The sequence below is a fragment of the Sinorhizobium sp. 8-89 genome (assembly GCF_030124325.1).
GTDB lineage: Bacteria > Pseudomonadota > Alphaproteobacteria > Rhizobiales > Rhizobiaceae > Sinorhizobium.
This window is the reverse complement of sequence record NZ_JASKLR010000020.1, coordinates 12,863-28,773: the sequence shown is the minus strand read 5'-3', so window position 1 is coordinate 28,773 and position 15,911 is coordinate 12,863. Positions and strand designations below refer to the sequence as shown.

General features: G+C 61.1%; 11 protein-coding genes. 4 read left to right on the top strand and 7 right to left on the bottom strand.

Annotation, left to right across the window (positions count from 1 at the left end; translation table 11 throughout):
* The first annotated feature begins 300 nt into the window (after window positions 1–300).
* The gene (locus QN219_RS26115) at window positions 301–1,644 is read left to right on the top strand and encodes a polysaccharide pyruvyl transferase family protein (RefSeq protein WP_284003031.1); all 1,344 of its coding nucleotides are present in this window, start codon (window positions 301–303) and stop codon (window positions 1,642–1,644) included.
* Here QN219_RS26115 and QN219_RS26110 read toward each other — a convergent pair.
* The 3 genes from QN219_RS26110 to QN219_RS26100 are packed head-to-tail and all read right to left on the bottom strand — an operon-like array spanning window position 1,579 to window position 5,316.
* Window positions 1,579–3,042: a lipopolysaccharide biosynthesis protein gene (locus QN219_RS26110; RefSeq protein ID WP_284003030.1), complete on the bottom strand. Its 1,464-nt coding sequence runs from the start codon at window positions 3,040–3,042 to the stop codon at window positions 1,579–1,581. The two genes, QN219_RS26115 and QN219_RS26110, sit on opposite strands and share 66 nt — an antisense overlap.
* A complete protein-coding gene (locus tag QN219_RS26105; RefSeq protein WP_284003028.1) occupies window positions 3,039–4,220 on the bottom strand; it encodes a glycosyltransferase in 1,182 nt (393 codons plus the stop codon). The genes QN219_RS26110 and QN219_RS26105 overlap by 4 nt, the downstream gene beginning before the upstream one ends.
* A gap of 10 nt (window positions 4,221–4,230) precedes the next feature.
* Window positions 4,231–5,316 carry a glycosyltransferase gene (locus QN219_RS26100; protein ID WP_284003027.1) on the bottom strand — a complete coding sequence of 362 codons (1,086 nt, stop codon included), beginning with the start codon at window positions 5,314–5,316 and terminating at the stop codon, window positions 4,231–4,233.
* A 436-nt stretch (window positions 5,317–5,752) separates the two neighbouring features.
* Between QN219_RS26100 and QN219_RS26095 the strand changes: the two genes are divergently transcribed.
* Both QN219_RS26095 and ggt read left to right on the top strand, forming a co-directional pair.
* Entirely contained in the window at window positions 5,753–6,415 is a 663-nt protein-coding gene (locus tag QN219_RS26095; RefSeq protein ID WP_284003026.1) for a sulfite oxidase-like oxidoreductase, read from the top strand.
* Between the two features lie 100 nt (window positions 6,416–6,515).
* The gene (gene ggt / locus QN219_RS26090) at window positions 6,516–8,261 is read left to right on the top strand and encodes a gamma-glutamyltransferase (protein WP_284003024.1); all 1,746 of its coding nucleotides are present in this window, start codon (window positions 6,516–6,518) and stop codon (window positions 8,259–8,261) included.
* 255 nt (window positions 8,262–8,516) lie between these two features.
* Here the strand turns inward: ggt and QN219_RS26085 are convergent, their stop codons facing one another.
* The 3 genes from QN219_RS26085 to katG all read right to left on the bottom strand — a co-directional run bounded on the left by QN219_RS26085 (window position 8,517) and on the right by katG (window position 12,962).
* On the bottom strand, window positions 8,517–9,041 hold the full coding sequence (locus tag QN219_RS26085; protein ID WP_284003021.1) for a GNAT family protein: 525 nt from the start codon (window positions 9,039–9,041) through the stop codon (window positions 8,517–8,519).
* An 85-nt stretch (window positions 9,042–9,126) separates the two neighbouring features.
* Entirely contained in the window at window positions 9,127–10,056 is a 930-nt protein-coding gene (gene pcaQ / locus QN219_RS26080; RefSeq protein WP_289624264.1) for a pca operon transcription factor PcaQ, read from the bottom strand.
* 731 nt (window positions 10,057–10,787) lie between these two features.
* Complete coding sequence (gene katG, locus QN219_RS26075; protein WP_284003020.1) at window positions 10,788–12,962, bottom strand: catalase/peroxidase HPI; 2,175 nt, start codon at window positions 12,960–12,962, stop codon at window positions 10,788–10,790.
* Between the two features lie 175 nt (window positions 12,963–13,137).
* Between katG and QN219_RS26070 the strand changes: the two genes are divergently transcribed.
* Complete coding sequence (locus tag QN219_RS26070) at window positions 13,138–14,061, top strand: hydrogen peroxide-inducible genes activator (protein WP_284003019.1); 924 nt, start codon at window positions 13,138–13,140, stop codon at window positions 14,059–14,061.
* A gap of 270 nt (window positions 14,062–14,331) precedes the next feature.
* Here the strand turns inward: QN219_RS26070 and QN219_RS26065 are convergent, their stop codons facing one another.
* The gene (locus QN219_RS26065; protein WP_284003017.1) at window positions 14,332–15,549 is read right to left on the bottom strand and encodes an SfnB family sulfur acquisition oxidoreductase; all 1,218 of its coding nucleotides are present in this window, start codon (window positions 15,547–15,549) and stop codon (window positions 14,332–14,334) included.
* Window positions 15,550–15,911: the final 362 nt, after the last annotated feature.

Here is a 15,911-nt window from a genome sequence, read left to right as displayed (position 1 = left end):
GCGAGTGTCCGCTTCGAGGCGGCAAAGCGCCTGTTCCGCCCGTGCGCAGGCGAGCCTCCTCCTGCGACCACCGCAAAACGCAGGATGGCGGATTCGGGGCGCTTTGCTGCCGATCCCGTAAATCTGCCCTTATGCTGCATTGCGGCAAAAATCGCCTCATCGGCCATGAATTCACCAAAACTTCGCGACAGAACGCTATTGCGGGTTGTCCGTCGGGCACGGAATACCTCTCGCAAGCGGCAAGTCGGCCGGCACTACCCTCCCATGTCTGGCGAGACTTTCACACGGGGATGACGGAACATGAAAGTTGTAGTCGAAAATACCGTCTGCTTGAACACGGGCGACGCGGCCATTCTTTTCGCGATCAGGCATATCCTGAAATCGATACTGGGTGAGAAAGTGGAATTGCTGGTGCTCGACAGCCAGCCGGACGTCGCGGCGCGACTGTATCCGAAAGAGCAATATCCCGACATCGAGCTACGGAAACTCCCGTCGGAATCGATCTTCAAGTACAAATACGACGACAATACCGTTAAAAATGCGCTGAAGCAGGTCTATAACCAGGCTGCCTTCCACGCGCTCCGCCATCTCGGCAGCGGCAACTATCTCGACAGGCGCTTCTTCAGCGACGAGGACCGGAAGAGTCTTGCACTCTACAAGGGCGCCGATCTGGTGATCACCACGGGCGGCACCTATCTCGTCGAAAACTATTCGCTCGAGCGGCGCATCAACCAGTTCAAGCTCGGCGAGATGCTTGGCAAGAGAACGATCTTCTTCACCCAGTCTCTGGGGCCGTTCGAGAAGCCTTACAATCTCCGGATGCTGCCGCCGATTTTTGCCCGCAGTCCGCTGATCCTCCTGCGCGACGTCCGTTCGCGCGACCATATCCTCGATCTCGTCGACGATCCCAAGAAATGCCACGTGGTCGCCGATTCCGTCTTCGCGCTTGCGGAGGTGGAGCGGATCAAGGCGCTGCTGCTGATCGGGCGCCCAGCGCCAACTGGCCGCGTCGGCATCTCCGTACGGCACTGGCATTACGTCAAGGGCGGCGACGGCGGCATGGGCCGGTATATCGATTCCGTCCGCGAGATCGCGACGAAGCTCGTGCGCGACCACGGCAAGAAGGTCACTTTCATTTCGACCTGCCAGGGCGTGCCGGAATATGCCCATGACGACTCGAAGACGGCGAAGCTGATCGTCTCGGGACTGGCGCCCGACATCGCCGAGCACGTGACGGTCGACGCGTCGTTCCACACGCCGGAGCAGTTGATGACGATCGCGAGGGAGCTCGATTTCGTCGTGGCGACGCGCATGCACATGATGATCATGTCGCTTTGCGTCGGTACGCCGGTGCTGCCGATCGCCTACGAGTTCAAGACCAAAGAAGTCGCCAAGCGCGTTGGCGTCGACGATGTCCTGCTCGACATCGATACGGTCACGCCGGAAGAGGCGAGCGGCAAGCTCGACCGCTTCGTCGGCAATCTCGATCACTATCGCGAGGTGAGCCTCAAGGCCGTGCTCGAGGAGCACGCCTCGGCGATGTCGGCGGCGGATCTCCTCCGCCCTCTGATCGAAGGCCTATCGGCGAATGGCGCTCATGGCCTTCGAAAGGACGTCGAACAGGACTTTGCGAGGCTGGCGTAGGGCAAGTGCGAAGATGAGCGCCAGCCCGTAGTTGAGGCAGATCGCGGAAGCGAGGGCGAGGAAGTCCGATGAACCGGTTAGGGCTTCCGGCAGCATCCGATAGCAGATCCAGGCGGCCAGGGCCGACACCAGAAAGAGGCCCTGGACGTAAAGGAAATCAATCGCCGAGACTGGCCCCACCCGCTGCAACAACCAGGCGAGCACCGGGACGCGCAAGACGTAGCCGCTGACCGCATAGGCGGCTGCGACACCAATCGCGCCCCATTGCAGGCCGACAACGAAGGAGAGCACCGTCGTCAGCGACGAGTATATGCCCCAGCGGAACATCGTCTTCGTTTCGCCCTGGCAGATGAAGATCCAGCCCGTGGTGCTCGAAACCGGCTGCATCAGGCTCGCGATCCCAAGCCAGGCGAAAATGGGGGCGACCGGCAGCCATTGTTCACCGAAGAGGATGCTGACGGTCGGTTCAGCGGCCGAGGTCACCGCCGCAATGCCGGGCATGGTGACTGCCGCGAGCAGCCAGTTTGTGCGCAGGTAGATATCGCGAAAGCGGAGCTTGTCTTCCTGGATGCGGCTCATCAGCGGGATCATCACGCGCGACAGCGGCTGCGTGATGTTCTGCAGCGGGAACAGGAGAAGCTTGTAGGCGCGATCGTAATAGCCGAGCTCGATCGGCCCGGAAAACTTGCCGATCAGAACGTTGTCGAGATTGCGCGAAAAGAAATTGACGAGGTTGAAACCGGTGAGATTGGCGCCGAACGAGATGATGTCACGGTCGATTGCGAATGCCGGCCGGCCGGGCATCCAGCGCGTCGTCCACCACGCCGCGAGGAGCGCGACGGCGGCAGACGCCGCAGGCCCGATGACAAGCGACCAGTAGCCCATCCCGAGATAGGCGGCCGTTGCGGTGACCAGAAGGCCCACGACCGCAGCGTAGACATCGTTCAACGCCAATTGTCCGAATTTGAGATGCCGGTTCATCAAGGCGAGCGGAAGGGCAGCCAGGCTGCCGAGCAACAGCGGCAGCGCGGCGGCAATCGCAATGGCCGTCATGCGCTGGTCGCCGTAAAAAAAGGCGATGGCGGGCGAGAGGGCGACGACCACCAGGGTGCAGACGAGACCGACGAGGGTACTTATCCAGAAGACCTGATTAAGCTCTCTCTCTCCGATCTCCTTGCGCTGGATAACCGCCTGTTGAAGCCCAAGATTCTGAAAAAGCCCGACGAAGGCGACGATCGGGCTGACCGATGCGACGAGGCCGAAGTCCTCCGGCGCGAGCAAACGCGCGAGCACGATGACGGAGACGAACTGAACGACCATGCGAATGGCCTGGGCGCCACCTGTCACCAGCCCGCCGCGAAGCGCGAGGCGACCGAATCGGATGTTTTCTGCGTTCAAGCGACTTGCCTCGTTCCGGCGAACCGACTGATGATTTTGGCGAAATCGTTGTCGAGTGCCTCCATGTCGAATTCGGCCTCGACCTTCTTTCTTGCTTGCAGCGCTATGCGCTCGCAGTGCTCGGGATGCTCCGCGACGAAGCGCAGCCGGTTCGCGAGCGTCCCGACGTCCTTTTCGTCCGCGAGGAAGCCCGTCTCCTGGTCCTCGACCAGTTCCGGAATACCGGAATGATTGGAACTCACCACCGTCAAACCGGCTGCCATGGCCTCCATCAGCGCCACGGGGATGCCTTCGACATCGCCGTTCTTGGCGGTGACGCTCGGCAGCACGAAGGCGTGGGAGCGCCGGAGCCATTGCTTGACGTCCTTGTGGGCAAGGCTGCCGAGGAAGGAAACGCGACCGGCGATGTCGAGTTCGGAAGCCAGCGCCTCGAGTTTTTGCCGCAAAGGGCCGTCGCCGATGATCGTGTAGTGCCAGTCGAGTTCCGGCGCGTCGGCACGAACTCGTGCGAGCGCGCGCAGCGCGTATTCCACGCCCTTTTTTTCGGCCAACCGGCATACGGAAATCAATTGCAGCGGCACGCCGCGCCAGGATCTCCATCCATAGGAAATGTTTCGCAGATCAATCCCCATATGGTGCACGGCGACCTTGGCTTGCGGCGCCCCGGCGTCCACAAGAACGCGGCGGAAATAGTCGTTCACGGTCAGGTTGAGAGTGCCGTGTTCGAAGAGGTCATTGTATCGGCTGAGGCCACGCTCGCGCAGCGGGACGCCGACGTCATAGCCGTGGAAGATCGTGACGATCGGAGGTTTCAGCCTCTTCCATTTCTTCAGCCGCGCGGCGCGGGCGCCGTTATGTCCGAAATGAGCGACGACGACGTCGCATTCGTTCAGGCGAGCGACCGACGACAGGTCGAGTGCGGTGGAGACCTTGTCGCGAAGTTTCGCGGGCAGACGCCCGACCGTCGGACGCGTGCGCGCCGCCGCACCCCACCAGTCGCGGGTTCGTGCGAGAAGCGTCGCAAGCGGCTCCTGCTTGCGATCCGCGAAATTATAGTCCGAGATCCCGTTGCAGACGACATCGACCGTAAAGCCGCGCCGCAAGAGGCCGGCCATCTGGCCGACGACGAAGGTTTCCGAAAGCGACGGAAACTGACCAACTATGAAACCGATACGCATTTTGCCGGTCTCAAGAAGCCTTGAGTGCAGAGGCGCGGCTCGCGGCAGCGCGATCCAGGACCTCGAGGAAGGCCGCAAACTGGCGTTCAGGCTGCATGAGCGGGCGCGCGGCGAATTTCGAGGCGGCCGCCGACAGCCGTTCGTATTCGGCATCGTCGCTCCAGAGGCGGCGGATCGCTCCAGTCCATTCTTCGAGCGGTCCATCGTGGTCGAGAAGGATGCCGCCGTCGCCGATTGCCTCCGGCAATCCGCCGCGCGTCGATCCGACGACCGGAATACCGCTGCAATGGGCTTCGGACGCCACGCGTCCCCAGGCCTCTTCCCATTTGCTCGGCGCCAGCAGGATCTTCGTCCGCCCATAGACGGTTTTCATGTCACTGGTGCGGTTTTCGAGCCGCACGTTCTTCAACGGCGCGATGATCTTCTCGATCTCTGCCCGATGGTCGTCGGCGAGCTTCCAGCTTTCGACGAACAGGAAAGGAATGTCAGGGCATTGTTCGGCGATGCGGACCGCGAGCTCGAATCCCTTTTCCTTATAGGGATTGATGAAGGTCACGTAGTTCCGCGTCGTCGGCGTTTTGTAAGTTTCGGGGTTGATCGTCGGCGGGATGACCACCGAATCGATGCCGTATTTCTGCTTGTAGGTGCGGGCGGTGAATTCCGAATTGGCGATGTAGTAGGCGCCGGTCAGTTCCCTGAGATCGCCCGCGAGTTCGTGAAACTCGACGTTTCTGAGATAGATGACCAGCGGCACATTGTGCACCTGCAGCGCCTTTCCGATCGGGACCGATTTGTGGCACTGCACAACCGCAACGTCGGGGCGGAGCTTATTGACGGCGAAACTTGCTGCCTCCCAGGGATGCCAAGCCCGAACGACGGGATAGCCGGGAAAGCTGTCCATGACGCCGCGCTCACCGGACAACTTGAGCCTGACGCGCGCCTTGAAACCGAACATGCCGTCGCCGAATAATGCGGCCAATACGCCAGCCTCGTGACCACGGTCACGCAATTGCTGGACGAGGTGGTGCGTGCTCGACTGAACGCCGCCGCTGAACTCCGGATAATAACCGTTTCCGCCGGCAAACAGAACTTTCATACCACTGTTCTCCTTCATAGAGACGTTTCACCGTGACCGCTGGCGTCTCACCCGAACGGGCGAGGCGAAAGGCATCAACTCCAGAATGACGGCAATTGTTGGGTCGGTCGCTCCTGGGTGGACGCAACCTGCGATATCAGGCCGCGCGAGTGCGAAGGCCACGGGGCTGGCGCGAGTCCGCGCGCGTTTCCGAAGACGTGTTCATCCGGCCGCAAGAAAACAGTCCTCCACCGAGCAGGGTGACCGTGCGAGACAGGTGCGCAGCATTGCTGCACTGCAGCAGAGAGTGTCATGGCGGAAGCGGATAGTCAATGAACTCACCCGGCCGAGTTAGCTCGAACGGGTATGGGCAGACACCCGAACCGCTCGCTTGACGCCGCGGCCTTTCGAGCCTCAAATCAGCCTCAGAAATAAAAAAACGACGGGCGGGTGCATCATGGCCGAGGACGAACCGGTACTGGAGACAAAACTGACCTCCACCAAACGGCGCTGGGCGGCGGATGGCAAGTTCCTGACCGGGCTCCTCGCACGTCCGGAGACCGACCGTCTGCCCCCCGGCCAGCACCTTGTCAAGGACTGGCCGGTTCTGGATCTCGGGCAGCAGCCGCACATCGTGCCGGAGACGTGGCGACTTGACCTCAAGGGCCTCATCGAGAACCCGCTGTCGCTCGACTGGACGGCGTTTCAGTCGTTGCCGCAGAGCGACAGCCTCTCCGACATACATTGCGTCACGACCTGGTCGCGTTACGACAATCGCTGGCAGGGCGTGCTGACCCGCGACCTGCTCGACCGCGTGATGCCGAAGCCCGAGGCGGAATACGTCATACTGACGAGCTATGACGGCTATACCACTAATCTTCCGCTCGTCGATTTTGCCGCAGAGGACGCGATCCTCGCGACTAGTTGGGAAGGCGCTCCGATCAGCCGCGCCCACGGCGGCCCAATGCGCCTCATCGTACCGCACCTCTACCTCTGGAAAAGTGCCAAATGGCTGACGCGGATCGATTTTCGCGCTGCCGACATGGCCGGCTTCTGGGAGCGGAATGGTTATCACATGCGCGGGGATCCTTGGCGCGAGGAGCGCTATTCCGGCGATTGATGCGGACCCGTTCCTGAGTGCAGCCGGTGAATTTTGCTGCTACAGTCATCGGTTGAGGGCATCGTTTTGCGGGCAATCATTCCAGTCGCCGGAGGAAAGCATGCGCAGTCTGAGCTTGAAGAGCCTGTCCCTTGCTTTGATATTCTCGCTTGTCGCCGTTTCACCGTGGAGCGCCCAGGCGGCGTCGCCGGAGCCGGTCAAAGCCGAGCACGGCATGGTCGTTACCGCCCAGCATCTCGCCTCCGACATCGGCGTGGAAGTTCTGAAGAGGGGCGGCAACGCGGTCGACGCGGCGGTCGCCGTCGGCTATGCGCTCGCCGTCACCTATCCGACCGCCGGCAATATCGGCGGCGGCGGCTTCATGACCATCCGTTTCAAAGACGGCAAGACCACCTTCCTCGACTTTCGCGAACGTGCGCCACTCGCCGCCACCAAATCCATGTATCTCGACGACAAGGGCAATCTCGTCAAAGGCTTGAGCACCAATGGCTATCTCGCCGTCGGGGTGCCCGGACCGGTGATGGGTTTCGAGTACGCGCGCAGCCGCTATGGCACGCGCCCGCTCAAGGAACTGATCGCGCCGGCGATCAAGCTCGCCAAGGAAGGCTTCGTGCTGGAGCAGGGCGACGTCGACTCTTTCGACGGTAAAACGGAGAGGTTGGCGAAGGACCCGGCGGCAGCGGCGATCTTTCTGAAACCCGACGGCAAGCCCTTCGCGGTCGGCGAAAAGCTGATCCAGGCCGATCTCGCCGCCTCGCTTTCGAGCATCTCCGAGAACGGGCCGGACGCCTTCTACAAGGGCGCGATCGCCGACGCGATCGTCAAGGCGAGCGCGGATAAGGGCGGCATCCTCGCCAAGAAGGATTTCGAGCAATATGCCGTTCGCGAGCTTGAGCCTGTGAAATGCAACTACCGCGGCTATGACATCGTTTCCTCGCCGCCGCCGTCGTCGGGCGGCGTCATCATCTGCGAGATACTCAACATCCTCGAGGGCTATCCGCTCTCCTATCTCGGCTACGGTTCGGCGGAGACGGTCCATGCCATGGTCGAGGCCATGCGGCACGCCTATGTGGACCGCAACACCGCGCTCGGCGATCCGGATTTCGTCGAAAATCCTGTCAGCAAACTCGTCGACAAGGCTTATGCCAAGGAGATCCGCGAGAAGATCGAACCCTTCAGGGCCGGCGTCTCGCAGGCGCTGATGCCGGCGGGTTTCGCCGAGAGCAAGGAGACGACCCACTATTCGATCATCGACGATGAGGGCAATGCTGTCGCTGTCACCTATACGCTGAACGGCTCCTTCGGCGCGGGTGTGGTGGCACCCGGAACGGGGATACTGCTCAACAATGAAATGGACGATTTTACCGCCAAGCCCGGCGCGCCTAATCTCTACGGTCTCGTCCAGGGTGAGGCGAACGCGATCGCGCCCGGCAAGACGCCGCTCTCGTCGATGAGCCCGACGATCATCTCCAAGGACGGCAAGCCCTTCATGGTGATCGGCAGCCCCGGCGGCGCGCGTATCATCACCATCACGCTTGAGGCGATCATCAACGTTATCGACCACGGCATGAACATTCAGGAGGCGGTCGACGCGCCGCGCCTCCACCATCAATGGCTGCCGGACAAGGTGTTCATGGAGCCCTATGCGCTCTCGCCGGATACCCGCAAGCTTCTCGCCGCCATGGGCCATGACGTCGAAATCGACGAAAACTGGATGATCTGGGGACAGGCGACCGGCATCCTCGTCGGCGGCGAAAACCTCACGGAGATCGAGGCCGGCGGCGGCGCCCGCTATAACGGGGCCGTCGACAGCCGCATCGGGGCGGGCGCCGCGAGTGGGTATTAAAGCAGTTCCAGGAAAACTGTGTAACTGTTTTCCACCCGAAATTGCGTCGTTTCAAAGGTCAGATCGTTTCACTGTTTCAATAAAACGATGAATGATCTACAGCGCCGCGCGTCTTTTCAGGCGCGCAAAGGACGCGGCAGCACTTTGAATGGCTGCGTGTTTTTGTCCTTAAATCGGCTACGATCCAAGGAAACATGCAGTAAGGCCGGCATAGTGCGGGCGCCGATGACAGTAGCGTTTCCGCAGCAGCTGCCCCTATCGGGGAAGATCGCTGCGCAGCAGGCCGTAAGTTGCGGTGTCCCAGCGTTCGTCGCCGACTTTCACGGACGAGCGGCGCACGCCTTCCTCGATGAAACCGAGGCTGAGATAGGTGCGGATCGCCGCGCTGTTGAAGGTATAGACGTGGAGTTCCAGCCGCTCGAATGCGGGAACCGCAAAGACACGCTGAACGACGAGCCGCAGGAAGGGACGGGCGAGCCCCTGGCCGCGAAAGCGCGGATTGACGGCGACCCGGGTGAGGCGCGCGACGCCGTTCCGCCAGTCGAGGGCGACCTGTGCATGGCCCGCAACAGCGCCTCGCGCGATGGCGGAAAAGATCCAGCGCTTCGGTTCTGAGCCGGCCGTTTCGGCGACCATCGCCTCGAACTGTCCCTTGTCGAGCGGAAAGCGGACATCCGGTCCGCCCCACTGGATGAGCGATTGCAGTGTCGGGAACCAGCTCGGCAGGTCCCGGGCATGGTCTTCCGCGAAATTTTCGAGCTGCAGTTCTGTTTCGGACATGACGGACGGTAGGGATGAAAACGCCAGTGCCGGGCATTCTCGCTATCGGTCGGTGAAAGTAAAGCGCCGCTTCCCGGCACAGCGTTCAGCCCTTCGGCATCGCCACTCCGGCCGCCTCGCGGATGGTCTGTATCAGGATGGCGAGCGGCAGGGACGGGATCGCGTCGGTGCGCATAGTTAGCCCGACCGGCCCCTTGGTCTCGCTGGTGTCGATCGGCAACGTCGCCAGCAGGCCGTCTTCGAAATCGGTCGCGACGACGCCGGCCGAGATGATCCAGATCGCATCGCTCGAGCGCACGAAGGCGCGGCCGAAGGAATCTGAGACCGTTTCGATCTGGTTCGGCAGACTGGCAATGCCGTTCGCAATCAGGAGCCGCTCGACGAAGGGACGAATGATCGACGCACGGGTGGGCATCAGGACGGGATAGTCCCCGAGATGAGCGAAGATCGATTGCTTGCCAGCGATGAGCGGGTGGCCGGGGCGCACAGCAAAGACCACCTGTTCGGAATAGAGGTGCTCGAAGGAAAAGCCGGTCATCTTGTCGGGCGCGGCGAGTCTGCCGACGACAAGGTCCAGGTCGCCGACGCGCAACTGTTCAAGCAGCACCGCGTTTTCTCCGGTGACGATCTTGGTGCGGGTACCGGTTTCCTCCTTGAGAAAGAGCGCCATGGCGCGGGGCATGATGCGGGTGGAAACGGTCGGCAGCGCCCCGACCCGGATCGGCGGACCTTCGCCGGACCGTTCCTGCGAGACCGAGTCGAGCCCCTGCCTGAGCGCTGTCAGCGCGGCACCGGCATGGCGGAGAAAGACCTCGCCATAGCGGGTGATCCTGATGCCGCGCCCCTCCCGCTCGAACACGGCGACGCCCAGCACCTCCTCCAGTTCGCGGATCGTTTTGGTAACCGCCGGCTGACTGACATGCAAGATTCCGGCCGCTTTCATCACGCTCTTCTGGCGCGCGACCTCGACAAATGTCTGCAGATGGCGAAACTTGATGGCATGGTTCTTTAACAATGACGCGATCTCGTGAAATGATCAATGAATTCAACGAGGTTTAGAGGCTGTGCGCACATTAGCGGAGTAGTTTGCTCTCTTATTTTTGGCCTTATTTCAGACAATCTAGTTCCCGATAGCTCACTTGGCAAAGCTTAGATGCCCGAAGTGGGTTGGGATCGCCTCTATATCGGCAGCAAAGATCTCGGCATCGGCAGCAAAGATCTCGGCCGCTTCCCGCCGAGGCTTTGTGGCGTCCAGGTTTTTTCCAGGTTAACGGCCGGCTAGGCCGGCTATGCGGCCGTCGTTGCGGTGCATCACCGTACGGATGGCTCACGACGTCTCGAGCGATTTCACAGAGCGGGCTGTGGCAGAGTTCCCGACAGAGCGGAACGGCACCAGGGACTTTTTCATCCTCAGCACCGATGACATCTACGGAACAAGGCAAGGCCAGCGCCGTTGAGGTTATAGTTCAAAAAGGAGGGTGTACATCATGGCCAAAGAGGGTCGACGTCCTGATCACAAGGAAAGTGAACAGCGGGACAGCACCAAACCCGGCACCATAGTCGCCGGTCCGGATGCCCATGCGCGGGAACGTGCCGGGAAGGCGCCATCGAAGCGCGGCGACAGGCAGATGGACGACCCTGCGGGTGATCCGGCAAATCGTTCCAAACGGCCTCGGGCGGAAAACAAGTGACCCACCCCCGGGGAAACCAGGGATGGGACATTGATGACGAGATTCCGAGGGAACCTTATTCAGACAGATCGAAACGATCGGCGTTCATGACCTTCGTCCAGGCGGCGGCGAAGTCTTTGACGAACTTCTCCTTGTTGTCGTCCTGGGCATAGACTTCGGCATAGGCCCGCAGGATGGAGTTCGAGCCGAAGACGAGATCCACGCGCGTGGCGGTAAATCTGGTCGTTCCGGTCTTGCGGTCGCGAATCTCGTAGAGATTATTGCCGGCCGGCACCCAGGAATAGGCCATGTCAGTCAGCGTGACGAAGAAGTCCGTCGTCAGCGCGCCGGCGCGATCCGTGAGGACGCCGTGCGCCGTTCCACCATGGTTGGTGCCGATCACCCGCATGCCGCCGACCAGCGCCGTCATTTCCGGCGCAGTGAGGCCCATGAGCTGTGCGCGGTCGAGCAGCAATTCCTCGGGGCTGACCACGTAGTCCTTCTTCAGCCAGTTACGGAAGCCGTCAGCGAGAGGTTCCAGCGGCGCAAAGCTTGTCGCATCGGTCTGCTGGGCGGTCGCATCGCCGCGACCCGGGGCGAAGGGCAACTCGATTTCGAAGCCAGCACCCTTCGCTGCCTGCTCCACACCGTAATTGCCTGCAAGCACGATCGCGTCGGCGAGGCTGACGCCGGACCCCGCCGCGATCGGCTCGAGCACCGAGAGAACACGGGCCAGACGCGCCGGTTCATTGCCTTCCCAGTCCTTCTGGGGAGCCAAGCGGATGCGCGCACCGTTTGCACCACCACGGAAATCCGAACCACGGTAGGTGCGGGCGCTGTCCCACGCGGTCGTGACCAGATCCGAAACCGAAAGACCGGAGGCCGCGATCTTTGCCTTGAAGGCGTTGACGTCGTAGTCCTTGCGTCCGGTGGGAACCGGATCCTGCCAGATGAGGTCTTCGGTGGGCGCGTCGGGACCGAGATAGCGGGTCTTCGGCCCCATGTCCCGATGTGTGAGCTTGAACCAGGCGCGGGCGAAAGCGTCCGAGAATGCTTCGAAATCGTTCATGAAGCGCAGGGAGATCTCGCGGTAGATCGGGTCCACCTTTAGCGCCATGTCCGCGTCAGTCATCATCGGGTTGTGGCGGATCGAAGGATCTTCCACGTCAACCGGCCTGTCCTGTTCGGCAATCGAGACCGGCTCCCATTGGGTCGCGCCGGCCGGGCTCTTCACCAGATGCCAATCGTGTTCGAACAGCATCTTGAAGAAGCCATTGTCCCACTTGGTCGGTTCGGTGGTCCAAGCGCCTTCGAGGCCCGAAACGACCGTGTCGCGGCCGATGCCGCGGCCCTTCGTATTCAACCAGCCCAGGCCCTGGAGTTCCGGGCCTGCAGCCTCCGGATCGGGGCTGAGATCGAGCGGGTTGCCGTTACCGTGGGTCTTGCCGATCGTATGGCCGCCAGCAGTGAGCGCCACGGTTTCTTCGTCGTTCATACCCATACGAGCAAACGTCTCGCGCATTTGCGCGGCGGTTGCCAGCGGATCCGACTTCCCGTTGACGCCTTCGGGATTGACGTAGATGAGACCCATTTGTACGGCGGCAAGTGGGTTGTCGAGCGTCTCAGGCTTGGAGACGTCGCCATAGCGGCCGTCGCTCGGCGCGAGCCACTCCTTCTCGTCACCCCAGTAGGTATCCTTTTCCGGATGCCAGATGTCCTCGCGGCCAAAGGCGAAGCCGAACGTCTTGAGACCAGCAACCTCATAGGCGATCGTGCCGGCGAGCGCTATCAGGTCGGCCCAGGAAATCTTGTTGCCGTACTTCTTCTTGATCGGCCAAAGCAGACGGCGGCCCTTGTCGGTGTTGACGTTGTCGGGCCAGGAATTGAGCGGCGCGAAACGCTGGTTGCCGGTGTTGGCGCCGCCGCGGCCGTCAGAGGTGCGGTAGGACCCGGCCGCATGCCAAGTGACACGAGCCATCATGCCGACATAGCTGCCCCAATCCGCCGGCCACCAATCCTGACTATCCGTCATGAGCGCACGCAGGTCGGCTTTCAGCGCTTCCACGTCCAGCTTCTTGAGTTCTTCCCGATAGTTGAACTCCTTGCCGAGCGGATCGGTCTTGGTGTCGTGCTGGTGCAGAATGTCGAGATTCAGCGCGTTGGGCCACCATTCCATGACAGATTTGCCAAGGGCAGTATTACCGCCGTGCATGACCGGACACTTGCCGGCCGGTTTCGTCTTTGCGTCCATATTTGCTCTCCGATGGGGTTGCCTAGACAGAAAGGAGCGACTGAAAGTGGCCCATGGAACGCCCGCTTTCGAAAGCGGCGATAACCATCAAGATCCACTAGCAGTACCGACGCAGTAGCCAACCCTGACGATAAATTCCAATTGTATATTCTAAAGGCTCCGATATGCTCAGGTTATGATTGGGTTGTCCATGAAACACCTGCGCTATTTCGATGCCCTCGCGAGATTGGGCCACTTCGGACGGGCGGCTGAGGCATGCGCAATCTCCCAGCCGGCGTTGTCGGTGCAGATAAGGGAACTGGAAGACTTGATCGGTGCTCCCCTGGTGGAAAGAGGGGGCCGAAAAATTCGTCTCACAGGCCTTGGCGAGGAGTTCGCAGGAAGGGTTCGCTCGATCCTGCGCTCAGTTGACGAACTAAAGGACCTGGCACGCGCGGCGCATGGTCCGCTCGCCGGCCGCCTTCGTATCGGCGTCATTCCTACGGTCGCGCCCTATCTTCTTCCTGATGTCATAAAGACGCTCAACCAGCGCTACCCCGGTCTGGAACCCAGGCCGCGCGAGGCAATCACTCAGAAGCTGATCGAAGACCTCTTGGAAGCCCGGCTCGACGCGGCGATCGTCGCACTGCCGGTTTCCGAACCTGCGCTGGAAGAGGTCCCGCTCTTCGATGAGGAATTCGTGTTGGTGCGTCCGCTGGAAGATGCGGGTAAACCGGTACCCAGTTCCGACAAACTTCACGAGATGAAGCTGCTGCTTCTTGAGGAGGGCCACTGCTTCAGGGACCAGGCCCTTTCCTTCTGCAATGTCGCGGCCTTGCCTACACGCGAGTTGATGGAGGGGAGCTCTCTTTCCACTCTTGTCCAGATGGTGGGTGCCGGCATCGGCGTTACTCTCGTTCCGCAGATGGCGGTTTATACGGAGACGCTATCCTCCAGAGTGTGCATGTCTCGCCTGGCCAAGCCGCGTCCTTCTCGGACTATAGGAATGGTGTGGCGGAAGACGAATCCCCTGTCTTCACAGTTTACCCTGATCGCCGAGATCGTTCGCGAAGTCGGATTGCAAAAACAAGGTCAAATGCAGGATCTTCTGCGCAATTGAGTTGCCTGAGCAGGGACCCGCTAGTCGCAAGCGGAGAGCGGTGTCTCAGGTGACGTCAGCCCGCACCGGAGGGGCATCGCTGCAGCCGCGCGGGTGGCAAGGGCCGTTCCATGCATTTCTCACCGCGCTATCTCGGTCGGGAACAATCGCTGATCGACGAGTTCCGGGCAGGCCTTGCCGACCAAGCTCCTCATGCGGATCCTTGAGCTAAACTGACAATTACAATCGCCAGCCCATGAGCTTGATTCGGTCCTCGCCGAGCGTAATCAGTCAAGGCGATCCATTTCGAGGCGGCGTCACGCCGTTGAGATGGTAGTTGCCGACCACGTGATATTTCCAGCGAACCGGATCGTGCAGCGTGTGGGTGCGCGCATTGCGCCAGTAGCGGTCGAGATTGAGCGCGACCTTCGTCGAGGCGGTGCCGGCAAGTTCGAAGAGCGTGTTGGTGGCGTCGAGCGCGACCTCCGTCGTCAGAACCTTGGCGGTGGCGACAGCAAGGCTCGCTTCGATTGCATGTTGCTCCGTCGGATCGATTTGGGCGACATCGACCTTTCTTCCCGCATGTTCGACGACTGCCGACGCCGCTTCCAGGCGGATGGCGATCTCGCCGACCCGGGCGATCGTCAACGGATCCTCCGACGCTCGTTCCACGCCGCCGTCCGTCCACGGCCGCGCCTTGGTGCGAACGAAGTCGACCGTCTCCCGGAAGGCGGCGCGCGCAATGCCGAGATCCACGCCGGCACGGATGATCTGGCCGACGGAGCCGATGGTGCCGGCACGTTCGAATCCGCGGTGAAACCGGACGACGGATCCGGCGTTCACATAGACGTTCTGCAGCACGGTCGTGCCGCTGCCGGTGACGCGTTGTCCGAAACTATCCCAGTCGTCGATGATCTGGACGCCTTCGGTGCCGCGCGGGACGAAGGACATGGTCAGCTGGTCGGCAGGATCGAGCGCGAAAATTGCGATCCAATCGGCAAAGAGAACGCCGGTCGAATAATATTTGCGGCCGTTGATCCGGTACCCGGCACCGTCTTCGGTCAGGCGCGTCTCGTAATCGCCGACGGTCTCCGTTCCGGTTTCGGCGAGCGCATTGCCGAACCGGTCGCCGGCAAGCACCCGCCCGAAAAAGAACTTCTTCTGCTCCTCCGTCCCGTCGTGACGAAGCGCCTCCAGAACATAGAAATGGTTCTGGGGAATCTGGCCGATCGAGCTATCGGCCTCGGAGAGGATCGCCGCGACCTCGGCGAGCACGGCGTTCGATACATCGATCCCGTCATAGTCCGATGGAACGCTGATCGCCAGCAGGCCTGATTGCGCGAGCTGATCGAGTTCCTCATAGGGAAGAACGCGCTCCAGGTCACGCTCGCTGGCACGTACCGCAAACTGCCTCGCCAGATCTCTTGCAACCGACAAGGCCTCTTCCTCGCTTTCGATGCGCTGCGCGGGCGATCTCGTCTTCTCGGCGAAATGCGAGATGGTTCCCATATCGATCCTCCATAGATCGCGACGTCCCTGGATCGCATCAATCCGGAACTCTCGCGATCGGTTCCAAGAACATCGGTGCGGGCGGAAGCCGTTTTCCACTCTCGACGATTCCGCTCCGACATTGGCCCGTATCACTGAATGATCACCTTACATCCGGTAAGGAAGCTTGTTCTATAGAATTTGTGGATATTGAACTTTCTTTACTTCGCTCGGGTCGATCCTCTCTCATAGCATGAAGCATGGACTGTTTTCTTGCATTCGCCAATTATACGTCCGGTCGCGGTAGAGAAGGCTGTAGAAAGCGTGACGGGCGAAGCCGTTTGACGCACCGCTGTCGAGGGGCAATCGTGGCAGGGTTTCAA